The following is a 22,702-nucleotide window of genomic DNA, read 5'->3' as shown; positions in this document are numbered from 1 at the left end:
GTCATACTGGGGACGTGCGGGGTACGGATACCGGGCGCTACGGCGAAGGTATGTTCCGCCCGGAGGAGACCGGCGAGGCCGGTCGCATCGACCTGGGGGCGCTCGCCTACGACGAGGTGAGCGCCGCCCGGCTGACGGCGCTGGGAGCCGGTCCCGGCTGGAACTGCCTGGACGTGGGCGCGGGGACCGGCACCCTCGCGCGGTGGCTGCTGGAGTCGGCCGGTGTCTCGACGGTCCTCGCGGTGGACCGTGACACCCGCTTCCTCACCGCCGACGGGACACCGGGCCTGACGACGCTGGACGCCGACATCACCGCCCCGGACTTCCACCCCGGCCGGTTCCGGCTGGTGCACGCGCGGTTCGTCCTGATGCATCTGCGCTCGTGGCGCCGCATGATCGCCAAGCTGGTCTCGCTGGTCGCGCCCGACGGTGTGCTGGTGCTCAGCGACGCCGTGGACCTGACGACCGCCACCGCCCCGGCCACCCGGTACACCACGGTCATGCGGGCGATGTGGCAGGCACTGCGGGAGACCATCGGCACGGACATCTCCTGGGTGCCGGATTACCCGCAGCTCCTGCACGAGGAGGGGCTGTACCAGGTGGCCGCCGAGATCCACGTTCCCCCGTTGGTGCCGGACAGCGCGATCAGCCGCTTCTGGGCTGATACATGGGACAGGACGCGGGACGCCATGCTGGCGACCGGGCGGGTGGACGAGGCGCAGATCGAGCGGGCGGTGCGCGAGCTGTCCTCGCCCAGGTGCGCCGGCCTCTCCCCGGGGATGCTCACCGCTTGGGGCTGGAAGACCGAGGAGGCCGCCTGTGACCAGCACTTCTGACCAGGAGCGTGTCTGGGAGCTGCACACCACCAGCGAGTTCAGCAGTCTCGATCTCGACACGACGATGGCCACCATGTCGGACGAGCCTGAGGTGGTGCATGTGCCGACGGCGATGGGCGCCCGCGGCAGGGCGTCCGTGCGGCACTTCTACCGCCGCTGGTTCGTGGGGCACAACGCGGCGGACTTCGCCATCGAGCCGCTGACCCGCACCACGGGCGGGACGCGGCTCGTCGACGAAATGCTGGTCTCGTTCACTCACGACGTCGAGGTGCCCTGGATCCTGCCCGGTGTGCCGCCGACCGGACGGCGCGTCGAGATCCCGCTCATCGCCGTGGTCTCGTTCGACGGCGCGCTGATCTCCGGTGAGCACATCTACTGGGACCAGGCCGCGGTGCTCGGCCAGACCGGCCTCCTCCCGGCGGAGACGATGGCGCGGCTGCCGGTCGTGACGGATCAGCACGGGACGCTGACGGACGGCCCGTTCAATCAGCTGGCCGGCGAAACGCGCCGCGGCTGAGTCCGCCACCCGGCCCGGGGCCCGGCCCCGGGCGGCCGCGGCCGGCACCGCCCCGGCGCTCCGACGGCCGTCCCGGGCCGGGAGGTTCAGCCGGCCTCGGGCCGTTGCTGGGTGGCACAGTGGATGCCGCCGCCGCCCTCGCCGAGGCTGTCGACGGGCAGGGGCACCACCTTCCGCCCCGGGTAGAGGTCCCTCAGGGTGGCCGCGGCATCGCCGTCGGCCTTCCGGTCGCCGAAGCGGGGCATGATGACCGCTCCGTTGGCCACGTAGTAGTTCGCATAGCAGGCCAGGAAGTCCTTCCCCCGTCGCCCGATGTCGGACGGCTCGAACAGATCGACGACCTCCAGCCGCTTCCCCCGGGCGTCGACGGCGTGCTCCAGGACCGTGCGGGCCTGTTCGTAGGCGCCGGTGAAGTCGTTCCGGGGGGCGTGGGGTGCCGGGGTGCTCAGGACCACGACGCCGGGTTCGGAGAAGCGGGCCAGCGCATCGATGTGATAGTCCGTGATGTCCTTGCCCTTGACGCCCTTCACCCAGATCACCGTGGTGGCGCCGAACAGGTCCTTGAGCGCCCGCTCGATGTCCTTGCGGGACTTGCCGGGGTTGCGGTTGTCGTTGACCAGCGAGCTCTCGGCCACCAGCAGGGTCCCGTGCCCGTCGCCCTCCACTGCCCCGCCCTCGGCGGTGATCGGTGCCTCGATCCGGGTGATCCGCTCGTCGTCCAGGACCGCTCGGGCCACCCGGCTGTCGCGGCCGTGGGGCTGCTTGCCGCCCCAGCCGTTGAAGTTGAGGTCGACGCCGGCGATGCCGTCGGGCCCGAGGACGAAGACCGGTCCGCTGTCCCGCGCCCACAGGTCGTCCACCGGGACCGGGACGACCTCCACCCCTGACCCGCAAGCCCGCCGGGCCGCCTGCGCCTCCCGCTCGTTGGCCAGGAGGTGTACCGGCTCGAACTCGGCGATGGTCCGGGCGATACGGGCGATGTCATCGCGTACACCGCTGATGTCCGGTCCCCAGATCCGGCGGGTGGGCCAGGCCATGTAGGTCGACTCGTGCGGATGGGCCTCATCGGGCAGCCGCCATCCGCCGGCCGGCTTCGCGCCGGCGGGGACGGCCCGCTCACCGCGCGGCGCCGGCCGGCCGCCGTCCTGGGTACCGCAGGCACCCAAGGCCCCGCCCACGGCGGCGACGACCGCCGCTTGCAGTGTCTGACGTCGGGATATGTTCATGCTCAGCCCCCTGACTGAAATTTCGGTCAGGACGATGGTAGGGCATGATCGGTGCCGAGCCACCTTGATTCCTCGGACCGCGGGAGCATGCGATGCCGGACAGGCCCACCCAGATCCTCGAAGCCGCCGCCCGGCTGATCGCCCGGCGCGGCGTCCGCGGGCTGCGCGTCGAGGAGGTGTCCGCGGAGGCCGGCGTCTCGACCGCGCTAATCTATTACCACTTCAAGGACCGCACCGGACTGCTGCGCCGCACCCTGGAGTTCATCAACCAACGTGCGGTCCGCTACACCGACGCCGCTCTCGACGCCTCCGACGATCCCCGTACCCAGCTCACCGAGATCCTGCTGCGGGAACTGCAGGACGAGCCCCACGTCAGGGAGAACAGCGCGGCGTGGGGCGAGCTGCGGGCCACCGCCGTCTTCGACCCGGACCTGCGGGAGCTGCTGGCCACCGCGACCCGCGAGTGGAACGACGACCTCGCCGGCCTGATACTCCGGGCCCAGGCCGCCGATCCGGGGCTCGCCCGCACCGACCCGCACGCGGCGGCCGAACGGCTCACCGCCCTGGTCGAGGGCTTGAGCGAACGCTGGCTGAGCGGCACCACCTCGCTCCGGCGGGCACACGAGCTGATCCGCGGCGCCGTCGAGGCGGAACTCCGGCCCGCCTGAGGGGACTTCCACCGGTCTGCCCGGCCCCGCGGCTGTCACAGCCGCGGGGCCGGTCCTTTGCCGTGGAGCGGTGCCATACCGGAGGAACTGATTTCTTCGGTCAATAAGAGGACATCAACGACTGTTTTCGGTCGGATTCCGGTACGTGACCCTCTGTGCACGATCACCCTGTTCCATCATGCCGCCTCCCCGGAATCCCCTTCTCACAAGGAGCGTCAACATGTGGCGGTCATGCGGTGGTTGCCGGAATCTGGCGAAGAATTTTCGGTACTGGTGCGTAAATGGTGAAGAAACCCGACCGAAAGTGTGCATCGGGTTTTGACCCTTGATCGACTGGTCGGCGATGGTCACCACATGCCCGTCATACCCCGACCCGCGGCCAGCGGCCCGCTGCGCCTGCGCGACTTCCGTCTTCTGCTCGCCGGTGCCGCGGCCGGACAACTCGGCGCCCAGGTCACCCTGGTCGCCCTGCCCCTCGTCGCGGTGCTCGAACTCGACGCCCCCGCCTTCCAGGTGGGCTTGCTCACCGCCGCGGAGACCGCCGCGTTCCTGCTGGTCGGGCTGCCGGCCGGGGCCTGGGTCGACCGGATGCGCAAGCTGCCGCTGATGATCCGCGCCGATGTGGTGCGGGCCCTCGCGATGGCGAGCATCCCGCTGGCCGCCGTCACCGGAGTGCTGACGATGGCGCAGCTGTACATCGTCGCCCTGGTGACCGGCGTGGCAACGGTCTTCTTCGACGTCGCCCACCAGAGCTTCCTGCCCCAGCTGCTGCCCAAGGACCAGCTGGTCTCGGGCAACGGGGCGCTGGAGACGATCCGTTCCTCGGCGCAGGTCGCGGGGCCCGGCATCGGCGGCGGTCTCGTCCAGTTGCTGGGGGCCGCCCTGGCCATCGTCACCGACGCCGCCGGCTATGCGCTCTCCGCGCTGTTCCTGTGGCGCATCAAGCGGCCCGAGAGCCTTCCCGAACGCCGTCCGGACGCCTCGCTGCGCCGGGACATCGGTGAGGGGCTGCGCTTTGTGTGCGGGCACCGCTTGCTGCGGGTGATCGCCGTGGCGACCGGGCTGGGCAACTTCTTCGCCGCGGTGCTGATGGCCACCCAGTCCGTCTTCCTGGTCCGGGTGCTGGGCCTTGCGCCCGGAGTGGTGGGCCTTGTGCTGGCCGCCTCGGCCCTGGGCGGACTGGCCGGCGCACTGTGCGCGGGCCGGCTCGCCGCGCGGCTCGGCCAGGCCCGGCTCATCTGGCTGTCCTCGCTGGTCACCGGCCCGTTCGCGCTGCTGTGGCCGCTCTCGGGACGCGGCGCGGGGGCAGCGCTGTTCGCCCTCGGCTCCGGCGTGGTCTTCTTCGGCGCCGTGGTCTACAACGTCGCGCAGGTGAGCTTCCGCCAGACCCTGTGCCCGCCCCGGCTGCTCGGCCGGATGAACGCCACTCTGCGGTTCCTGATGTGGGGCACCCTGCCGCTCGGTGCCCTGGCCGGCGGTGCGCTGGCCGAGGCCTTCGGGGCCCGGTGGGCGCTGGTGTGGTGTGCGGCCGGATTCCTGGTCGTACCGCTGCCGCTGCTGCTCTCCCCGCTGCGGCGGATGCGTGACCTGCCCGCCACGGGGCCTGCCGAGGACCCGGAGGCCGCCGCGTCCGGCGCGGCCGAACCCGCCGCCCTCGGTTGACGGCCGGTCACCGCCTCCGGCCGCGCCCCTCCTGCCTGCCCCCGCGCACGGCCTTCCCACCCGCATCGCCTCGGGCGATGCAGCTCAGTCATGTCAGAGAGGATCACGTGCTCAGCATCACGAGCCAGTACCTGGCCCGCTACCGGCGACTCGAAACCGGCGACGGGGCCCCGGTCCTGCTGCCCGTCACGGGCGCCCAGCGTCGCTTTGCACTGGTGCGTGCCATGGACCCCGCCGGGCGGCCGGACCTCGTGCCGATGTTCTTCGCCTTTCCGCGCGGCTCGGTGGATCCCGTACGCCTCACGGCGGCCGCGAACCGGCTCGCCGCCCTGCACCCCGTGCTGCGCTCCCGCCTCACCGTGCTGCGCGGCACCCCCGCACTGCGCCCGGAAGCGCCGCAGGTACCCGTGACCCGCCTGGACTGCGCGTCCGGTGAGGATGCGGCCACCGTGCTGCGCCGCGCCCTGGGCAGCTGGACCCCGCAGGGTTCGCCGCTGCGGCTGTTCCTGGTGCAGGACGGGCCGCAGGGTGCGGAAGACGTGCTCGCCGTGGTCCTGGACCACGCCGCGTGCGACGGTCAGTCGTTGGCGCGGATCGTTGAAGAACTCGGCGCGGCCTACGACGAGGACGCCGGCGACGAGCGGCCCTCCGCCTCGGAGGTCTCGGCCGAGCTGGCCGCCTACCGGGACGCCGTGCTGCTCCAGCTCGACGCGGAGGAGCGTGCGGGCGCACCGGCGGCGATGGCGTACTGGGGCGAACGGCTGCGCGCAGTGCGCGAACAGGCCCCCGCGGCACGGCCCCCAGCCCTCCCTGCCGGGACGGCGCCGAGCGGTGCGGCCGCGCTGCGGATTCCCGCGCCGCCGGCCGGGGTGCCCTTCCCCGACCTGCTCAACGCCTGCCGGGCGGCCGCGGCGGCGCTGTTCGGGGCAGGGCAGGTGGTGCCGCTCGGCTACCCGTGGGGCGGCCGGCCGCAAGGTGCCGCGCCGGTGCTCGGCTGCTTCCTCAACACCGTGGTCTTCCCGACCGCCACCGGGGACGCCCCCGCGGCGTCCGCGACGGCCGAGGCCTGGTGGGACGACCTGGACCATGCCGCCACCCCGTTCGACGCCGTGGTGCACGCCGCCCGCGCGGCCGGCTCCGGATGGACCGGCCGGCTCGACGGCATGCTGACCGTCGACGACGCCCGGCGGCACCCCCCGCTGCGGCTGGGCGGGGTGACAGGCCGTGAGATCCAGGTCGACGGACGGGCCGTGCGCGGCCCCTTCGCGGTCGCCGTCACCCAGGGCCCCGAGCTGCATCTGCGCATGGTGTGGGACCGCGCGATCCTCGCCGACGACACCGCCGAGAGCGCCTTCACCGCGCTCGCCGGCGCACTGCGAACCCCGGCGCCAACGGCCGGCTGACCCTTCCCGGGGCCCCGCCCCGCTCTTGCTTACCGACACCGCAGGACCAGCCGCGCGATCCGCGGCCGGTCTGCACCCCCAGGCCGGGCCCGACCATGCCCCGGCCGGAAAAACCCGCCCCCACAACCTCAGGGACCGCCCATGCTTCCGCTCTCCTCGTCACAGGAGATCGTCTGGCTGCACGAACAGGTGCAACCGGGCAGCCGCGCCTACAACTTCACCGCCTCACTCGACCTGTGGGGCACCCTCGACACCGAGGCGCTGCGCCGCGGCCTCGCCGCCACGCTCGACCGGCACCCCGGTCTGCGGCTGGAACTCGTCGCCGTGGACGGAGCGATGCCGGGGCAGCGGGTCGCCGAGGCCTGTGTGCCGCGGCTGCACACGGTGGACCTGAGCGGGGAGGCGGACCCGGAGGCCGCGTTCCAGGAGCTGCTGCGCACCGAGGCGGAGACCCCGCTCGACACCTTCGAGGCACCGCTGCTGCGCTGGACGCTGGTCCGGCTCGCGGAGGAACGTCACCGGCTCATCCATGTCGAGCACCATCTGATCCACGACGGCCACTCGTTCGCGATCCTGCTGCGCGACGTGTTCAGCGTCTACCGGGGCCACGTCCTGGGCGAGCCGGTGGAGCTGCCGCCCGCGCCCTCGTACGCCGACCACGTTCGGGCGGGCGCCCAGGACGAGGAGAGGGGGGAGCGGCGCGACAGCCTGGAGTTCTGGGCCGGTGAACTGCGCGAGATGTCCTACGACATGCCGCTGCCCGGCCTGACCCGGCCCGGCTCCCGGCGCCGCCACCACGGTGGCCAGCTGCGGCAGTCGATCGGCGCGGATCTGGCGCAGGCGCTGCGCGCCCATGCCAAGGAGCGCGGTCTGACGCCGTTCGCCACCCTGCTGGGGCTCTTCGCCGAGCTGCTGCGCCGGCACAGCGGCCGCTCGCAGATGGTGATCGGAACCGCCGTCGGCAACCGCCCGCGCGGTTTCGAGGGCGCGGTGGGCATGTTCGTCAACACCATCCCGCTCGCGCTCCGGCTGGACCCGGCCGCCCCGGCCGAGGAGTCCATGGACGAGGTGACCGACACCCTCATCCGTGCGCTGCCGCACCAGGAGGTGCCGATCCAGGAGCTGACCCGCACGCTCGGGCTGCACACCTCCGGCGCCGACAACCCGCTGTTCAGCGTCATGTTCAGCGCCCACGACGCCGAGCTGCCCGAGATCGACGTGCCCGGTCTGGAGATCACCCTCTTCGAGGGCTTCAACACCGGCACCACACGCTTCGACCTGGACGTGGTGCTGCTGCCGGACGACCGGCGCGGGGTCAGCCTCCGGCACGGCGCGCCGGGGATGACCCTGGTGTGGGACTACGACGCCGACATGTTCGGCGAGGACGTGGCGAAGCTGCTCGCCGGGCGGTTCCTGGACCTGCTGCGGGCCTACCTCGACGCTCCCGGCGCCGCCCTGGCGGACCTGGCGCCGCCGGCCCCGCCGCAGGCCCTCCCGGCCGCCGCTCCCCCGGCGCCGGCACACGACCCGCTCGACCCGGCCACCGCGCACGACCCGTCCCTGCCCGCGCTGCTCGTCGGCGCCCGCCGGATCAGCTACGGCGACCTCGATGACCGGGTCAGCTCGCTGGCACAGCGGCTGCGGGCGGCGGGGGTGACCGCCGGGCAGCCGGTGGCCGCCGTACTGCCCCGTGGCGCCGACTCGGTCGTGGCGCTGCTGGCCTGTCTGCGGACCCGTGCGGTGTACTGCCCGCTCTCGCCGTCCGACCCGCCGGCCCGCCTGGAGCTGCTGCTGGGCCGGCTGGCTCCGGCGCTGGTGCTGACCTCCGCGGAGGCCCCCGTCACGCTTCCCGACGGGCTGCCGGCGGCCACCGTCGACGCCCCGGCCCTGCCGCCGGCGCGGGCGGCCGAGGTCGTCCCCGGTGCCGCGTACATCATCCACACCTCCGGTTCGACGGGCATTCCGAAGCCCGTCGCCGTCGGCCGTGCGGCACTGGAGAACCATCTGACCGGCGCCGCCGACCGGTTCGGCCTGGAACCGGGTGACCGGGTGCTGCTGTTCGCGCAGCCGACGTTCGACGTGGCCCTCGAGGAGGTGCTGCCGTCGCTGTACGCCGGGGCGTGCCTGGTCGCCCCCGAGCACGAGGTGCTGACCGGCACCGAGCTGGCCTCGCTGCTGGTCGCCGCGCGGGTCACCGTGGCGAACCTGCCGACCAGTTACTTCCTCGCCACCCGCGAGGAGATGCGCCCCGTGCTGCGCGACGGGCACTGGACGCCGCGGCTGCTGGTGCTCGGTGGTGAACGCCTCCCGGCGGACGTGATGCGTGCCTACCTGGCCGACACCGACACCACCGTGCTCAACGTCTACGGCGTCACGGAAGCCGCCATCAGCTCCACCGTCCACGAGCTCACCCCGGACGGTCTCGCCGACGGTGCGGAGATCCCGCTCGGCACCGAGCTGCCCGGCGAACGGATCCATGTCCTGGACGCACACCACCGGCCGCTGCCGGACGGCGCGGTCGGCGAACTGGCCATCGCCGGAGCCGGCTTGGCCGAGGGCTACGTCGGCAACCCGGAGACCACCGCCGCCCGGTTCCTCGGCGTCGAGGCCCTGGGCGGTGAGCGGGTCTACCTCACCGGTGACCTCGGCTACCGCGGCCGCGACGGGCTGCTGTACTTCCTGGGACGACGCGACCACCAGATCAAACTGCGCGGGTATCGCATCGAGCTGGAGGAGGTGGAGGCCGCCGCCTCCGCCGCGCTCGGCGGCCGCTCCTGCGCCGTCGTCCTGGACCGTACGGCCTCGGGCGGGCCCCGGCTCGTCGGTTTCCTGGAGGGCACGGACGACGGTGCGCCGTGGGACGAGCAGGCCTTGCACACCGAGCTCAGCCGCCGGCTGCCGAGTGCGCTGGTACCGGGGTGCTGGGCACGGCTCGACGCCATGCCGCGGCTGGCCGGCGGCAAGCCGGACCGTGCCGCGCTGACCCTCCGGGCCGCCGTAATGGAGCCGGCCGCCCCCGCCGAGGAGAGCCCCGGCGCCCCGGCGCAGCTGCCGTCCGGTCCGGCGCCGGCCTCCGATCCGATGACGGAACTGCTCGCCGAGGGCTGGCGGGAGGCCCTGGGCCACGACCGCTTCGACGCGTCCTCCGACTTCTTCCGGGCCGGCGGCCACTCGCTGCTCGCCGCGCAGCTGGCGGCCTGGCTCGAACCGCGGCTGGGGCAGCGTCCGCCGCTGCGGCTGCTGTTCCAGAACCCGGTGCTGGCCGACCAGGCCACCGCGCTCGCGGCCGTCGGCACCCCCGCCGTGCCCGCTCCCGCCGCTTCGACCACCGTGACGGAGTCCTGATGACCCAGCCGATGACCGCCCGGACGCCGGCCCCGACGACCGCCTCCGGCACCCGACTGCCCGCACCGCAGGGCTCGCTCAGCATCGCCAGTGGCGCGCTGCCCGCCACCGCCGGCGGGAGCGGCGTGCTCGCCCTCTTCGAGGAGTGGGCCGCCCGCTCCCCGCAGGCTCCGGCGGTGATCGACGGTGCGCACCGCTGGACGTACCGGCAGATCGACACCGCCGCCGACGAGGCCGCCCGGGCGCTGCGTGACCGGGTACGCCCCGGAGACCTGGTCGGCGTCTGCCTCGACCGTTCGGCCGCACTCGTGGTGACCGCCGTCGCGCTCGCCAGGATCGGCGCCGTCTATCTGCCGCTGGGCCCGCGTCCCGGTGAGCGCCGTACCGACGCCGTCACCGAGGACCTGAACGTCGTCTGTCTGATCGGCGATCCCGAGGTCCTGCCGCCCCGGCACCGGAGCGCCGAACACCTGCCGCTGGCGCTGCCGGGCGAGGGCGCCAACGCCACCGCCATGGTGGTGGCGGCATTCACCGCCCCCGGCCCCACGGCCCGTTCCGCACCCCCCGGGGCGTTCTACGCCGTGCTGACCTCAGGATCCACCGGCCGCCCCAAGGCGGTGGCCGTCGGCGAGCCCGCGCTCGGCACCCTGCTGGACTGGTACCGCGCGACGACCGGGCTGGCCCCCGGCGACCGGCAGTCCCTGCTGATCGGCGTCGCGTTCGACCCTCATCTGATGGAGCTGTGGGCCGGGCTGACGTCCGGGGCGGCGCTGGTGCCCGCGCCGGACGAGGTCCGCTGGGACCCGGTGGTGCTGGCCGACTGGTGGCGTGCGTCCGCGGTCACGGCGGTGGTCTCGGCCACCCCGATGGTGGAGCCGCTGCTGGAACGGCCCTGGCCACAGGGCCTGGCGCTGCGTCATCTGTTCGTGGGCGGTGACCGGATGCGGCGCCGGCCGGGCGCCGAGGTGACCGCCACCGTCCACAACGCCTACGGTCCGGCCGAGGCCACCGTGGTCTCCACCGTGTACGCCATGCAGGGCACGGACGACGCGGCGGGCACGGAGTCCGCGCCGCCGATCGGCCATCCCCTCCCCGGCGTGACCGTGGTCGTCGCCGACGCGGACGGCCGGCCGGTCGCACGGGGAGCGGAGGGTGAACTCCTCATCGGCGGAAGCGGTCTGGCGCTCGGTTACCTCGATCCCGACCTGACCGCGCGGCGCTTCCTGGCCGTGCCCGAGGGGATCGATCTGCCGGGAGTGGAGCGCTTGTACCACACCGGTGACCGGGTGCGGATGCCGGACGACGGTACGCTGGAGTTTCTGGGCCGCCTCGACGACCAGGTCAAGATCAGCGGGGTACGGATCGAACCGGCCGAGGTGGAGGCCGCGTTCGAGAAGGACCCGGCGGTCCTCGGCGCCGTGGTCACCGCGCCGCGTACCGCCGACGGCCACACCCGGCTGGTGGCGTATGTACGGCCGGCGGCCGGCGCCGTGCTCACCGCCGAGGCGCTGCTGCCCGCCGTACGCGCCTGGCTTCCTGAGCAGGCGGTGCCCTCGGACGTCCGGATCGTGGACTCCTTCCCCCTGGACGCCAACGGCAAGGTGGACCGGGCCGAGCTGGCGCGGCAGGCAGCCGCCGAGGCGCCGCGTCCCGGCGATGCCCCCGCGGACGGCGACCCGATCGGCGGCGCGACCCCCGGCGAGCGGCTGGTGCTGAGCGCCGTACGCGATCTGCTCGCCCGGTCCGAGGTCTCGCTGACCGAGAGCTTCACCGGGGCCGGCGGCACCTCGCTGCTCGCCGCCCGGCTGCTGACCGTCATCGAGAAGGAGAGCGGTGTCCGGCTGCGCGCCCCCGAGCTGCTGCGCCAGCCGGACCTGCGTGCCGTCGCGCTGCTCGTCGACACCCGCCTCGCCGCCCGGCAACCGGCGGGAGCCTGAGATGACCACCCCCACCCCGCACCACCCCGACACCCGGAAGGACGATCCCGTGCCCACCGAAGGCACCCCGCAGGACGAGCGCACCCCGGCCGCTGACCGCCCCGCGTCCGCCCCGGAGGCCGGGCAGCCCGCACCCACCGCCGGGCTGACGGCCCTGGTGGCCTGGCATGCCGCACGGACCCCGCAGGCCCTGGCCGTGGCGGACGGCGACACCACGCTCACCTACGCCCAGCTCGTCTCCTCGGCCCGGGCGCTCGCCGCCCATCTGCGCGAGCACGGCGTGCGCCAGGGTGACGCCGTGGCGCTGCTGATGCCGCGCTCCGCCCGCACGGTCGTCGCCCAGCTCGCGCTGTGGTGGGCGGGCGCCGTGTGCGTACCGCTCGATCCGGCGCATCCGCGCTCCCGTTCCGAGGCCCTGGCCGCCGACGCGGGCGCCACGCTGACCGTTGGCGACGGCAAGCTCCTCGAATCGGCGGAGCTCTCCGGTGCGACTCTTGCGCTGCCCGGTGCACCGCTGGTGGACGGCGGTGACCTCCCCGGCGCCGAACTCGGCCCGGACGCCGCGGCGTTCATCATGTTCACCTCGGGCTCGACCGGCCGTCCCAAGGGCGTGGCCCTCCCGCACCGTGCGATCGCCGAGCTGGTCTTTGACCCGGCGTACCTCACCCTCACCTCCCGCGACCGGGTGCTCTTCCACTCGCCGATGACTTTCGACGCCTCGACCTTCGAGGTGTGGGGAGCCCTGGCCAACGGAGCCGCCGTGGTGGTGTGCACCGCCGAACGGCCCTCGTTCGAGGACCTGGCCCGGCACGTGGAGCGCCACGGTGTCACCGTCGCCTTCTTCACCACCGCGCTCTTCCACCAGCTGGCCGCCCGCCGCTCGCGGCTCTTCTCGCTGCTGCGCACGGTGATCGTGGGCGGCGAGGCGCTGTCCGCGCACCATGCCCGCGAAGTACTGCACGCCTTCCCCTGGCTCGAACTGGTCAACGGCTACGGGCCGACGGAGGCGACGACCTTCACCACGGCCCACCGCGTCACCGACGCCGACTGCGACGGTCAGCTGCCCATCGGCCGGCCGATCGCCGGCGCGACCGTGCACCTTCTGGACGACTCAGGGCAGCCGGTCCCGGACGGGGAGCGCGGCGAACTGTGGATCGGCGGCAGCCGGCTGGCGCTGGGCTACACCGGTCAGCCGCAGCTGACCGCCGAGCGCTTTTGCGAGCAGCCGGGGCTGGGGCGCCTCTACCGCTCCGGTGACCTCGTCTCCCGGCGTCCGGACGGCACCCTCGACTTCCACGGGCGGACCGACGACCAGGTGAAGATCCGGGGCTTCCGGATCGAACCGGCGGAGATCGAACACGCCCTGCGGGAGCAGCCCGAGGTGGCGGACGCGGCCGTGACCGTGCACCGCCCCGCCCCCGACGACGCCCGCCTGGCCGCCTTCGTCGTGGCCGCGCCCGGCCCGGTGCCGCGCCCCGCCACCCTGCAGGACCGGCTCGCCGGCGTGCTGCCCGCCCACCTGGTGCCCGACGAGGTGCGGATGGTCGACGCGCTGCCGCTCACCGCTTCGGGGAAGGTCGACCGCCGCGCGCTGACGGATCTCGTCACCACGGACCTGCCCGACGCGGCGGCCGGGCCGCTGGGTCCGCTGGAGCAGGCCGTCGCCGAGGTCTGGGGCCGGTCGCTGGGCCGTGAGGTCACGCGTGCGGACGCCGACTTCCTCGCGCTGGGCGGTCATTCTCTGCTCGCGCTCGCGGTCACCGACGACCTGCGCGAAGAGCTCGGTGTCGAGCTGACGCTCGCCGACTTCTTCGCCGCCCCCACGGTGGCGGGGCACGCCGCGCTGGTCGAGCGCGCGCTCCTCGCCGCGCACAGCGATCTGCGCCCCGGCGCCCCGGAGGACACCGATGGCCACTGACACCCCCGCCGCCGCGGCGCTCCAGGAGGAGCTGCTGCGCCGGGCCCGCTCCCGCGCCGACCGGCCCGCCGCCGCTCCCGCGCCCGTCCGCCAAGGACCCGCGCCGCTCTCCCACGCCCAGCGCCGCATGTGGCTGATGGACCGGCTGGGCCAGGGTGACGCCTCCTACAGCGTGCCCTTCGCCACCCGGCTGCGCGGCCCGCTCGACCTGGACGCGCTGGCCGCCGCGCTGACCTCGCTGGTACGCCGTCACGAGATCCTGCGTACCCGCTACGGACAGCGGGACGGTGAGCCGTACCAGGAGGTGCTGCCGGCTCCGGAGACGATCGCGCCGCGCGTCGTGGAGTCGGACGCGGACGGCGCCGGCGCGCTGCTGGCCGAGGAGGCGCACCGCCCCTTCGATCTCGCCACCGGTCCCCTGCCACGCGCACTGGTCCTGCGGCACGGGGAGCAGGACCACACCGTTCTGCTGACGTTTCATCACATCGCCATCGACGGCGCCTCGTTGGAGACCGTGGCCGGGGAACTGGCCCGGAGCTACGCGGCCGTCACCGGGGGCCCCGCCGCTGGGGACACCGCCGACGAGGCGCAGCCGGAACCGGCGCAGTACGCCGACTTCGCGCGCCGCGAGCAGGCGGGCGCCGACGCTCTGGAAGCGGGCCTGGACCACTGGGCAGGCCGCCTCGAAGGCGTCCGCCCGCTGCGTCTGCCCCGCCCCGCGCACCCGCCCCGCCGACACCGGCGTCCGCCCGGCCGGTGTCCACAGCGCCCCGCTCGACCCACGGGTACCGGCCGCCCTGCGCGAACTCGGCCGCCGCAACCGGGCCACCCTGTTCACCGTCGCGCTCGCCGCGTCCTTCGCCGCGTTGCACCGCTTCACCGGCCAGGACGACCTGGTGATCGGGGTCGCCGGCACCCACCGGCAGGGCCCGGAGATGCGCGGCCTGGTCGGACTGTGCGTCAACACCCTTCCGGTCCGCGTGAACACCGCCGGCGACCCGTCCTTCACCGTCCTTCTGGAGCGGGTACGAGAGGCGCTGCTGGACGCCCAGCAGCGCCGCGAGGTCCCGTTCGACCTGATCCTCGACCGCCTCGGCGCCGCCGCCCGCGGCGCCGACGGGACGGCGCTGATCCGGGTGACCTCGGACGTCCTGGGCGAACCCACGACGCTGCGGCTGCCCGGCCTGGCGGACAGCTACGTCGAAGTCGGCGCCGGAGAAGCCAAGTTCGACCTCTCCTTCGGCATGGTGGACACCGAAACCCCCGCCGGACTCGTCCAGTACAGCCGGACCGCGCTGGACGAGGAGGCGGCGGCCGCTCTCGGTGCGCACTACGCGGCCCTGCTCACCGCGGTGGCGGACGACCCGGGCCTCGCTCTGTCCCGGCTGCCCGGCGGGCCGCCGGCGGCGGCCGGGGGCGAAACCGGCGGACACCCGGCCGAGGCACTGCTGCGCTCGTACCCCGAGGTGGCCGAGGCCGCCGTGGCCGAACCGGCCGGCGGCCCGCTGCTGGCCTATGCCGTACTGCGCGGCATCGGCGGCCCCTCCCCCGCCGAGCTCCGCTCCCGGCTGCGCACGGCGCTCGCCGCTGACCTGGTACCCGCCGCGGTGACCCTGCTGGACACCCTGCCGCGCACGGCCGACGGCACGCCCGATCCGGCCCGGCTCCCGGGGTTCCCGTCGGCCCCCGCACCGGAGGGGGCACACGCGGATGCCGTCACCGACGGGTTCACCGACCTCCTGGGGCACAAGCCCGGGCCGGACGACGACTTCTTCCTGCTCGGCGGCCACTCGCTGGTCGCCGTCCAGCTCGCCGAGCGTCTGCGCCGGGCGCTGAAACTGCCGCTGACCGGCCTGGACATCATGCAGGCCCGCACCCCGCGCGCGGTCACCGCGCTGCTGGCGGCACGTGAGGCGGAGCGGGCCGCCGCGCCCACGGCCGCCTCCTCCCGCCCGCGGCGCACGCGCGAGGGCACGGTGCTGGTCACCGGCGGCACCGGCGGGGTCGGCGCGTTCGTCCTGCGTGAACTGGCCGCCCGGGGACGTCCGGTCCTGGCCCTGGCCCGCCCCGAATCGGCCCACCTCGTCGCCGGGGAAGGCGTGGACGTCATCGAGGGCGACCTCACCGACCTCGACGGCCTGCGCAAGGCCGTCGACAGCGCCGACGCGGTGATCCACGCGGCCTGCACCTTCACCCGGCCCGAGGTCGATGTGACGGCGATGGCCGCGATGGTCGGCACCTGGTCGCGCGGCCCGTTCGTCTTCGTCAGCAGTGTGGACGCCTACGGGCACCCGGCCGGCGAGTGGGTGGCGGAGGAGTCCGCCTCGCAACAGCCGCTGAGCGGGTACGGACAGGCGAAGGTCGACTGCGAAGGGCTGCTGCTGCGAGCGGCCGGCGCCCAGGGCCGGGGCGGCGCGAGCGCCGTCCGTTCCCCGCTCGTCTGGGGAGCGCACCAACGGCTGCGGGACCAGTTGCGCTGGGGTGCGACCGGGGTGCTGTACCAAGCGGCGCGGGAGGGGCGGCCGATCGTCCTGCCTCGGCCGGGGACGCACGGTCATGCGTGGTACGGCGCGGCCTGGGTGCATGCCGCGGCCCTGGCCCGGGCCGTGGTCTCCTGTCTGGACTCGCCCGTGCACGGCGTCGCCAACGCCGTCAGCGGGCACCTCTCCTGGCGGGACCTCGCCACCGGACTGACCGAACTGCTCGGCAGCGACAGCGAGATCCAGGAGACGGACGAGGTCCACCCGGACCTCGATCACCGCTGGCACTACCACGCCGGTCGGCTGGCACCGTCCCTGCGCGCACAGCCGGACGAGGACTGGCGCTCCGTGCTGGCCGCGATGACCGGACCTGCCGAGCGCTGAAAGGCCCGGCAGATCGGCACCAGACGCCCGGTGACCCGTGGGGGGCCACCGGGCGTCTCCCGTTGCCGCCCCTCGCCTCCGGCGCGCGATCGGGTTCCCCGATCCGGGATAATCCCGGCTCTCGGCCTGCCCCGCACCGATTCCCGGGGCCGGCTTGCGACCATGGGCGGGCTGCCGGGGCCGACGCCCTCCGGGTGCCTGACCGCCACCGGAGCGCGACACCCCGGTCCACCGGTACCGGTATCCGCGGACCGTCCGCGCGAGGCCCCCCGCCGCCGCAAAGGAGCCCTGAATGAACGCCAGCACGGATCTGCTTGTCGACGCCTTCGGACGCATCCGTGAGGTCGTCGAGGACGTGGTCTCCGGGCTCGACCCCGACGAGCTCGGCACCCGCCCCGACGACGCCAACTCGATCGCCTGGCTGGTCTGGCACCTCACCAGGATCCAGGACGACCACCTCGCCGGGGTGGCCGGCACCGAGCAGATCTGGACCGCGGACGGCTGGTACGACCGCTTCGGCCTCCCCTTCGCGGCCGACGACACCGGCTACGGCCACTCCGGCAAGGACGTGGCGGCCGTAGCGGACCTGAGTGCGGAGCTCCTGACGGGCTATCACGGCGCCGTCCACGACAACACCGTGCAGTACCTCGCGGGGATCGACGACAAGGACATGAAGCGCGTCGTCGACCGCGGCTGGACGCCGCCCGTCACCCTGGGAGTCCGCCTCGTCAGCGTGATCGCCGACGATCTGCAGCACGCCGGCCAGGCCGCCTACGTGCGCGGCCTGCTCGGTCTGTGAGGAGTGCGCGGGCCGGCCGGTGAACTGCGCAGGCAGACCGGTGAGGAGTGCGCGGGCTGTGCGGCGGTCACCGCGGGCTCATCCGCCGCGGGGCAGACGGTGCAGGTCCACCCCGCCGAGCCGGCCCTGCGCAAGCTCCGCCGTCATATAGGTGCAGTACGGCTGCCGGCGGCGGTCGGTCGGCGACCCCGGGTTCAGCAGGCGCAGCCGGTCGTCCGCCATGGAGTCCCAGGGGATGTGGCTGTGACCGAACACCAGCACATCGAGCTCGGGAAACCGTGCGGCGCAACGGCGTTCCCGCCCCTGCGCGGGGCCCGTCTCGTGCACCACGGCGAACCGCACGCCCGCCAGTTCCGCGTACGCCACCTCGGGCAGCCGGGCCCGCAGCTCCGGGCCGTCGTTGTTGCCGTACACCCCGATCAGCCGCCGGGCGCGCCCCTGGAGCAGGTCCAGCGTGGCGGTGTCGACCCAGTCACCGGCATGCACGACGACATCGGCGCGGGGCACTTCGTCGAGCAGCTGTGCCGGCAGCACCTTGGCGCGCCGGGGCAGATGGGTGTCGGAGATGAGCAGGAGTCGCACGGGGCCTCTCCTCGGCTGCGCCACGGACGCGGGGTCAGGGTCGGGGCGGTCAGTGTTCCTGCGCGGTCGGCCGCACGGCGATCTCGTTGACCGCCATATGCGGTGGCTGGGTGACCATGAAGGTGATGACGCGGGCGATGTCCTCGGCGTGCAGCCAGCTTTCCTGCGGCATCCCGTGGGCCGAGGCGGCCTGACTGCCGCCACGTGTCATCTCCGTCGCGGTCATGCCCGGTTCGACGAGCCCGACCCTGACCTGCCGTCCGGTCACTTCCTGGCGCAGCGCCTCGCTGAAGGAGCACACCGCGTGCTTGGTGGCCGAGTAGACGCTGTTGTCCTTGCGGGGCACCCGACCCGCGACCGAGCTGACGGTCACCAGGTCGGCGACGCCCCGGGGTCCGTCGTGTGCCGCCCGCAGCAGATGCGGGAGCGCCGCGTGCGACATCCGCAGAACCGCCGTGAAGTTGAGCCCGACCATCCGGTCCCAGTCCTCGGGATCGCTGTCCTCCACCGCGCCGCGTGCTCCGAAGCCCGCATTGTTCAGCAGGACGTCCAGCCGCCCGAAGTGGTCGACGGTCTCCTCCACCACCCGCCGTGCCTGCGTCGCGTCACCGAGATCGGCCGTCAGGGCGAGGGAGGCCCCTCCGTGCTCGCCGATGGTCTGCGTGAGGTGTTGCAGTCGCTCGCGACGGCGGGCGACCAGGGCGAGGGAGGCGCCCTCCCGGGCCAGCGCCAGGGCGGCGGCCGCACCGATTCCGCTGGAGGCCCCGGTCACCAGCGCCACACTGCCCGACAGCGCCACCCCGCCGCCACCCTCCACCCCGGCACCGGCCTGACGCATCGTCACCGACTCCCCGGACGCTGAGCCGTTCATCGTCTTCCCACTCCTCCTGCCCGCTCACCTCGGCCCGCGGCGGCCGAACCCGGTCCCGCACACCCGTACCCCGCCGAGCCCCCGCCGTCCCTCTCCCTCGGCCATCTGCCCCTTGCCTTCCGCCGAAGTCCACCGAAGTCCGCCGAAGTCCGCCGAAGTCCGCCCCGAGATCCTCCGACATGCGCCGACATTCGCCGCCCCCTGCCGCCACCGGCCGCCACGGACGCGGTGCGTACGCCATGACAGCGGGTATTACCCACGGGAACCCCCCTTTGGCTCTGGGAGCTGCTCATGAAGCACACCCATCCCCTGCCGGGCGACATCGGCCTCACCAGAATCTCCGGCCTCACCGGCCAGTTGATCCGCTTCGGACAGTGGATCAACGGAGACGGTTTCACCGACTACGAACACGCCTTCCTGGTCCTGCCCGGCAATCGGCTGCTGGAGGCCGAGCCGGGTGGCGCCCGCATCCTGTCCCTCACCGCCTACGCCGACGCGGATGTGGTCTACGTCTGCCCGGAACGGCTCACCGAACGGCAGCGCACCGGCATCTGCGCAGCCGCCACCCGCTACGTCGGAGTCCCGTACAGCTTCCTCGACTACCTGGCGATCGCCACGCACCGCTTCCACCTGCCCGTTCCGGGCCTGCACCGCTATGTCGCCAGCACCCGGCACATGATCTGCTCCCAACTCGTCGACCAGTGCTATCTGGACGCCGGTGTCCATCTGTTCGCCGACGGCCGCTGGCCCGGCTATGTGACGCCGATGGCCCTGTACCACCTGCTGGCCGACTGACCCGGCGACCCCGCACCCGGCACATCCCGGCATCCCGGCCTCCCGCCCTCCCGGCTCGGTCCGTGGACGACCGGGGTACGGGTGTCCGTGCGCCCGGCGGGCGCCCACCGAGCAACGGGCCCGCCGGGCGTGCCGGGGAGGCGACGCACCTATCATGGTGACCACCAGGGCACCGGTGCGAAGGGGACGGGAAGATGCGGCGGCAACCCGTACTTGTCTATGACGGGGACTGCGCCTTCTGCACGTCCTCGGCCAGGTTCGCGGAACGGCGTCTGCGGCCGCGCTGTGACGCCGCCCCCTGGCAGTTCACCGACCTCGCACGGCTCGGCATCGCGCAACAGCGCGCCGAACACGAAGTGTTGTGGGTGACCCCGGCCGGCTCCGTGCACGGTGGCGCCCAGGCTGTCGCCAAGCTGCTGATGAGCGCGGGCGGCGGATGGCCGGTCGTGGGAGCACTGCTCACGCTCCCGCCCGTGCGGTGGATCGCCCATGGCGTGTACCGGATCATCGCGAAGAACCGTCAGCGGATGCCGGGCGGCACGGCGGCCTGCGCGCTGCCGCCCGCCCGCGGTGGCCGGGGGAAGCAGGAGTGAGAGTACGGTCCGGCTGACCGGCGCCGGTCGGCGTACGGACTGCTCGGCATGCGGACGGCACAGCATACGTACGGCACGACGCCCGGACGACGCGGCGCCCGGTGGCGTCCCGCCATCGGGCGCTCCCTCCCCTCCGCAGCCGAGCCCGGTCCGACCGGTCCGCCCGCTCAGGGCTCAGATACCGGACTTACGGCCGTAGACGTAGACGTCGTCACCGTTCTTGAGCAGGGACCAGTACTTCTTGGCGTCGTTGCTGCGCATATTGACGCAGCCGTGCGAGCCGGGGGCCGACCAGACGCTGCCACTGATGGAGTGGAACGCCTGACCGCCGTCGAAGAACTGGCTGTACGGCATGGCCACGTGGTAGATCGACGACACATGGTGCAGGTTGCGCCAGTAGATCTTCTTGGCGCCGGTGCGGGTCTCGTACCCGTCGCGCCCGCTGCGGACCGGCACCGGACCGAACACCAGCCGCGATCCGTCCTGGATCCAGCTGAGCTGGCGGGTGAGGTCGACGCAGGCGATCCGGCCCTTGTTCGTGGGGCACTTCTGTGCCTTGTTCGGGTTGCTCCCGGCCGCCTTCTGCTGCGCCACGAGGCTCATCACGCCCCAGGTGACGGGACCCGCGTAGCCGATGTTCGGGGTGATGCCGTGGCTGGTCTGGAAGGCACGGATCGCCCGGCAGTCGGCCGCCGACTGCCGGCCGTCCACGGTCAGCCCGAGGAACTTCTCGGCCTGCTTCTGATAGGGGCCGCGGCTCGCGGTGCAGGACGATGCGGTGGCGGCCTGGGCCGTGGAGCCGAAGGCCACCGTCAGCGGGAGGGCCAGCGCCGTGAGGGCGAGCGTCGCGCCCGCCCGGCGTCCGGCGCCGGACCTCCCTATCCGCCGCAGGTTCAGTTGTCTTTTCATGCCCCGTAGGACCGTTTGCCCGACCCGTCGGTTGCGGGCGTAACCGACCCGAAATATCTGACAGATCGTGCCATGGCCCGACGGCGCGAGCTCGCCCCGGCGGCCGGACGGCCGTCCGGCCCGGTCCACCGGGGCGGCGGCCGCACTTACAGCACCACTACGGTCCCCTGGCGGGCGTAGCTGAACCCGTCGTGACCGGTCTGCTTGGCCGCATTGGCGACCAGCTGGTGATTCGTGCCGGGGTCACAGGCGTAGGTGACCTTCACCTGCAGACCGGGCGCCTGCAGAGCGACCTTGTCGATCGCCAGGAGGTTGGCCTTGGCCACCGCGGAGGGCGCCGCGGCCGGCACGCCCGCCTCCCCACCCCCAGGGAGCCGACAGCCGAACACACCCTCCACCATCACTCCTCGCGACCAATAAGTCACTTAATGTGCTCATGGCGGCGGATGGGCGCGGCGCCCCCGCGCGGCCGGCCGCCTCTCCGGGCTCCGCCGGGAGCCCACCTCCGGAAGGGATGACGCATGATCTCCGATGCCCTGCGGGCCGAGTACGAGCACCGCTTCTCGACGTACGACACCGATGGCGACGGCTACCTGACCGCACAGGACTTCACCGAGCGGGCGCGCGTGCTGACGGAAGCGGTGGGCGAACCGGCGGATTCCGCCAAGGCGCAAGCCCTCCGTGCGGGGATGCGCAACACCTTCGACGAGCTCGCCGCCCTGGCGGACGTGGACGGTACGGGGCGCCTGGACCGGGAGCAGTTCGTCGCGGCGTTCGCCCGGGCCGGCGCGTCGGGGGTGCTCGGCAAGGTCGTGGGGCCGTCGGTCGCCGCGACCGTCGCCCTGGCCGATGCCGACGGGGACGGCGTGGTCAGCCTGGCGGACTTCACGGCCGTGCACCGAGCGGCCGGGTACTCGGCCGCCCAGGCGGAGGCTGCTTTCACGGCGCTGGACCAAGACGGCGACGGGCGGGTGATGGTCGCCGCGTGGCAGGCGCCCTGAGCGTACGGCGGCCGGTCGCGCCCGCCGACGGCACCGGGCACGACCGGCCGCCGCTCATGCACGGAAGGTCAGTGCCAGCTGCGCCGGCAGCTCCGGTCCGCTCGCCCGGGCGGGGCGCAGCCCCACGTAACCGTCGGGCCGGATGAGGAATGCTTCGCCGCCGTGCGCACCGTATATCTGCCGGAACTCGTCACGGCTGTCCTGGACGACGGGCAGCAGCAGGCCGTCCGTCCGGAGCCCCGGGGCGACGATCACCCGGACGGCCAGCTGACCGCGCGCCCTGCTCCGCGCCGCCTCCGCCACCTCGTCGTACGGCATCAGCTGGTCCTCGTGGTCCGCATACAGCAGCAGGCTGTGGTCGTCGCCGCGCAGCAGGTCGAACAGCCGGCACGGGCACCTCCGGTGGCAGCGTCAGCTCGATACGTGCCTGCTGGACGCCGTTGACGTACAGCAACTGCCCCCGGAGCGGGGCCGCGGCTTCCAGGACTTGTGGCACCAGCCCCATGCGGCCCCAGATCTCCAGCGTCCTGGGCTGGATGCCCACCGCCTTGGCGAACGGCTGCGGCGCGGGCAGCCTGTCGATCACCCGGCAGCGCACGCCGCGGCGCTGCAGCTCGGGGGCCGCCGTCAGCCCACCGGCCCCGCCCCGACGACCAGCACCTCCACATCGGCCACGGCAGCCTCCCCAGCGGAAAACGCTCTCCCTTCCCATGCAACACGGCGCCGGAGGTCTGTCCATTGCGCGCGAGCCAGTGCGCATGACCCCTTGCGCGCGG

At 73.6% G+C, this 22,702-nt stretch carries 19 protein-coding genes and 2 pseudogenes; 14 read left to right on the top strand and 7 right to left on the bottom strand.

All coding sequences use genetic code 11. The annotated features are described in order from the left end of the window. Nucleotides 1–14: 14 nt before the first annotated feature. A complete protein-coding gene (locus ABR737_RS42280) occupies nucleotides 15–836 on the top strand; it encodes a class I SAM-dependent methyltransferase (RefSeq protein ID WP_350256446.1) in 822 nt (273 codons plus the stop codon). Then, nucleotides 820–1,353 (top strand): nuclear transport factor 2 family protein, encoded by a 534-nt coding sequence (locus tag ABR737_RS42275; RefSeq protein WP_350256445.1) that lies wholly within the window; start codon nucleotides 820–822, stop codon nucleotides 1,351–1,353. Before ABR737_RS42280 ends, ABR737_RS42275 begins: the two co-directional genes overlap by 17 nt. Before the next feature lie 86 nt (nucleotides 1,354–1,439). Here the strand turns inward: ABR737_RS42275 and ABR737_RS42270 are convergent, their stop codons facing one another. Continuing rightward, complete coding sequence (locus ABR737_RS42270) at nucleotides 1,440–2,579, bottom strand: agmatine deiminase family protein (protein WP_350256444.1); 1,140 nt, start codon at nucleotides 2,577–2,579, stop codon at nucleotides 1,440–1,442. Between the two features lie 92 nt (nucleotides 2,580–2,671). Here ABR737_RS42270 and ABR737_RS42265 point away from each other — a divergent pair, with 92 nt between their 5' ends. The 9 genes and pseudogenes from ABR737_RS42265 to ABR737_RS42225 all read left to right on the top strand — a co-directional run bounded on the left by ABR737_RS42265 (nucleotide 2,672) and on the right by ABR737_RS42225 (nucleotide 17,175). Further along, nucleotides 2,672–3,247 (top strand): TetR/AcrR family transcriptional regulator, encoded by a 576-nt coding sequence (locus tag ABR737_RS42265; protein WP_350256443.1) that lies wholly within the window; start codon nucleotides 2,672–2,674, stop codon nucleotides 3,245–3,247. 354 nt (nucleotides 3,248–3,601) lie between these two features. Then, the gene (locus ABR737_RS42260) at nucleotides 3,602–4,909 is read left to right on the top strand and encodes an MFS transporter (RefSeq protein ID WP_350256442.1); all 1,308 of its coding nucleotides are present in this window, start codon (nucleotides 3,602–3,604) and stop codon (nucleotides 4,907–4,909) included. Nucleotides 4,910–5,016: 107 nt separating this feature from the next. Next, entirely contained in the window at nucleotides 5,017–6,312 is a 1,296-nt protein-coding gene (locus ABR737_RS42255) for a non-ribosomal peptide synthetase (protein WP_350256441.1), read from the top strand. A 141-nt stretch (nucleotides 6,313–6,453) separates the two neighbouring features. After that, nucleotides 6,454–9,657 carry a non-ribosomal peptide synthetase gene (locus ABR737_RS42250; protein WP_350256440.1) on the top strand — a complete coding sequence of 1,068 codons (3,204 nt, stop codon included), beginning with the start codon at nucleotides 6,454–6,456 and terminating at the stop codon, nucleotides 9,655–9,657. After that, nucleotides 9,657–11,594: a non-ribosomal peptide synthetase gene (locus ABR737_RS42245; protein ID WP_350256439.1), complete on the top strand. Its 1,938-nt coding sequence runs from the start codon at nucleotides 9,657–9,659 to the stop codon at nucleotides 11,592–11,594. The genes ABR737_RS42250 and ABR737_RS42245 overlap by 1 nt, the downstream gene beginning before the upstream one ends. A gap of 1 nt (nucleotide 11,595) precedes the next feature. Further along, entirely contained in the window at nucleotides 11,596–13,512 is a 1,917-nt protein-coding gene (locus tag ABR737_RS42240) for an amino acid adenylation domain-containing protein (protein ID WP_350256438.1), read from the top strand. Beyond that, nucleotides 13,502–14,185 (top strand): annotated as a pseudogene (locus tag ABR737_RS42235) (condensation domain-containing protein); the annotation flags it as partial. The gene ABR737_RS42240 and the pseudogene ABR737_RS42235, both read left to right, overlap by 11 nt. After that, complete coding sequence (locus ABR737_RS42230) at nucleotides 14,079–16,376, top strand: condensation domain-containing protein (protein ID WP_350257132.1); 2,298 nt, start codon at nucleotides 14,079–14,081, stop codon at nucleotides 16,374–16,376. The pseudogene ABR737_RS42235 and the gene ABR737_RS42230, both read left to right, overlap by 107 nt. A 292-nt stretch (nucleotides 16,377–16,668) precedes the next feature. After that, complete coding sequence (locus tag ABR737_RS42225; RefSeq protein WP_350256436.1) at nucleotides 16,669–17,175, top strand: mycothiol transferase; 507 nt, start codon at nucleotides 16,669–16,671, stop codon at nucleotides 17,173–17,175. Nucleotides 17,176–17,253: 78 nt separating this feature from the next. Here ABR737_RS42225 and ABR737_RS42220 read toward each other — a convergent pair whose 3' ends face one another. Further along, nucleotides 17,254–17,757, bottom strand: coding sequence for a metallophosphoesterase family protein (locus ABR737_RS42220; protein ID WP_350256435.1), 504 nt, complete (start codon nucleotides 17,755–17,757; stop codon nucleotides 17,254–17,256). Between the two features lie 49 nt (nucleotides 17,758–17,806). After that, the gene (locus ABR737_RS42215; RefSeq protein WP_502964459.1) at nucleotides 17,807–18,628 is read right to left on the bottom strand and encodes an SDR family oxidoreductase; all 822 of its coding nucleotides are present in this window, start codon (nucleotides 18,626–18,628) and stop codon (nucleotides 17,807–17,809) included. Nucleotides 18,629–18,919: 291 nt separating this feature from the next. Between ABR737_RS42215 and ABR737_RS42210 the strand changes: the two genes are divergently transcribed. Continuing rightward, nucleotides 18,920–19,423 (top strand): hypothetical protein, encoded by a 504-nt coding sequence (locus ABR737_RS42210; RefSeq protein ID WP_350256434.1) that lies wholly within the window; start codon nucleotides 18,920–18,922, stop codon nucleotides 19,421–19,423. A 194-nt stretch (nucleotides 19,424–19,617) separates the two neighbouring features. Beyond that, nucleotides 19,618–20,016 carry a thiol-disulfide oxidoreductase DCC family protein gene (locus tag ABR737_RS42205; protein WP_350256433.1) on the top strand — a complete coding sequence of 133 codons (399 nt, stop codon included), beginning with the start codon at nucleotides 19,618–19,620 and terminating at the stop codon, nucleotides 20,014–20,016. Between the two features lie 174 nt (nucleotides 20,017–20,190). On the opposite strand, the gene ABR737_RS42200 is transcribed toward ABR737_RS42205, so the two are convergent. Continuing rightward, nucleotides 20,191–20,925 carry a L,D-transpeptidase family protein gene (locus ABR737_RS42200; protein WP_350256432.1) on the bottom strand — a complete coding sequence of 245 codons (735 nt, stop codon included), beginning with the start codon at nucleotides 20,923–20,925 and terminating at the stop codon, nucleotides 20,191–20,193. Nucleotides 20,926–21,071: 146 nt separating this feature from the next. Beyond that, nucleotides 21,072–21,275 carry a hypothetical protein gene (locus tag ABR737_RS42195; RefSeq protein ID WP_350256431.1) on the bottom strand — a complete coding sequence of 68 codons (204 nt, stop codon included), beginning with the start codon at nucleotides 21,273–21,275 and terminating at the stop codon, nucleotides 21,072–21,074. Between the two features lie 171 nt (nucleotides 21,276–21,446). Here ABR737_RS42195 and ABR737_RS42190 point away from each other — a divergent pair, with 171 nt between their 5' ends. Then, nucleotides 21,447–21,926, top strand: coding sequence for an EF-hand domain-containing protein (locus ABR737_RS42190; protein ID WP_350256430.1), 480 nt, complete (start codon nucleotides 21,447–21,449; stop codon nucleotides 21,924–21,926). Between the two features lie 54 nt (nucleotides 21,927–21,980). Here the strand turns inward: ABR737_RS42190 and ABR737_RS42185 are convergent, their stop codons facing one another. Together ABR737_RS42185 and ABR737_RS42180 are read right to left on the bottom strand one after the other, a co-directional pair. Then, on the bottom strand, nucleotides 21,981–22,244 hold the full coding sequence (locus ABR737_RS42185) for a hypothetical protein (protein WP_350257171.1): 264 nt from the start codon (nucleotides 22,242–22,244) through the stop codon (nucleotides 21,981–21,983). Nucleotides 22,245–22,317: 73 nt separating this feature from the next. Then, nucleotides 22,318–22,601, bottom strand: a pseudogene (locus ABR737_RS42180) (FAD-dependent monooxygenase); the annotation flags it as partial. Nucleotides 22,602–22,702: the final 101 nt, after the last annotated feature.

Origin of the sequence: Streptomyces sp. Edi2 (genome assembly GCF_040253635.1) — a bacterium.
GTDB lineage: Bacteria > Actinomycetota > Actinomycetes > Streptomycetales > Streptomycetaceae > Streptomyces.
The sequence above is the reverse complement of the archived record's forward strand: the minus strand, read 5'-3'. Positions and strand labels throughout refer to the sequence as shown.

Excerpts from the sequence above, each read along its gene's own strand:
- ABR737_RS42270 (WP_350256444.1), bottom strand. The coding sequence starts at position 2,579 with ATGAACATATCCCGACGTCAGACACTGCAAGCGGCGGTCGTCGCCGCC.
- ABR737_RS42265 (WP_350256443.1), top strand. The coding sequence starts at position 2,672 with ATGCCGGACAGGCCCACCCAGATCCTCGAAGCCGCCGCCCGGCTGATC.
- ABR737_RS42260 (WP_350256442.1), top strand. The coding sequence starts at position 3,602 with ATGCCCGTCATACCCCGACCCGCGGCCAGCGGCCCGCTGCGCCTGCGC.
- ABR737_RS42250 (WP_350256440.1), top strand. The coding sequence starts at position 6,454 with ATGCTTCCGCTCTCCTCGTCACAGGAGATCGTCTGGCTGCACGAACAG.
- ABR737_RS42245 (WP_350256439.1), top strand. The coding sequence starts at position 9,657 with ATGACCCAGCCGATGACCGCCCGGACGCCGGCCCCGACGACCGCCTCC.
- ABR737_RS42240 (WP_350256438.1), top strand. The coding sequence starts at position 11,596 with ATGACCACCCCCACCCCGCACCACCCCGACACCCGGAAGGACGATCCC.
- ABR737_RS42225 (WP_350256436.1), top strand. The coding sequence starts at position 16,669 with ATGAACGCCAGCACGGATCTGCTTGTCGACGCCTTCGGACGCATCCGT.
- ABR737_RS42215 (WP_502964459.1), bottom strand. The coding sequence starts at position 18,628 with ATGAACGGCTCAGCGTCCGGGGAGTCGGTGACGATGCGTCAGGCCGGT.
- ABR737_RS42210 (WP_350256434.1), top strand. The coding sequence starts at position 18,920 with ATGAAGCACACCCATCCCCTGCCGGGCGACATCGGCCTCACCAGAATC.
- ABR737_RS42205 (WP_350256433.1), top strand. The coding sequence starts at position 19,618 with ATGCGGCGGCAACCCGTACTTGTCTATGACGGGGACTGCGCCTTCTGC.
- ABR737_RS42200 (WP_350256432.1), bottom strand. The coding sequence starts at position 20,925 with ATGAAAAGACAACTGAACCTGCGGCGGATAGGGAGGTCCGGCGCCGGA.
- ABR737_RS42190 (WP_350256430.1), top strand. The coding sequence starts at position 21,447 with ATGATCTCCGATGCCCTGCGGGCCGAGTACGAGCACCGCTTCTCGACG.
- ABR737_RS42185 (WP_350257171.1), bottom strand. The coding sequence starts at position 22,244 with ATGCCGTACGACGAGGTGGCGGAGGCGGCGCGGAGCAGGGCGCGCGGT.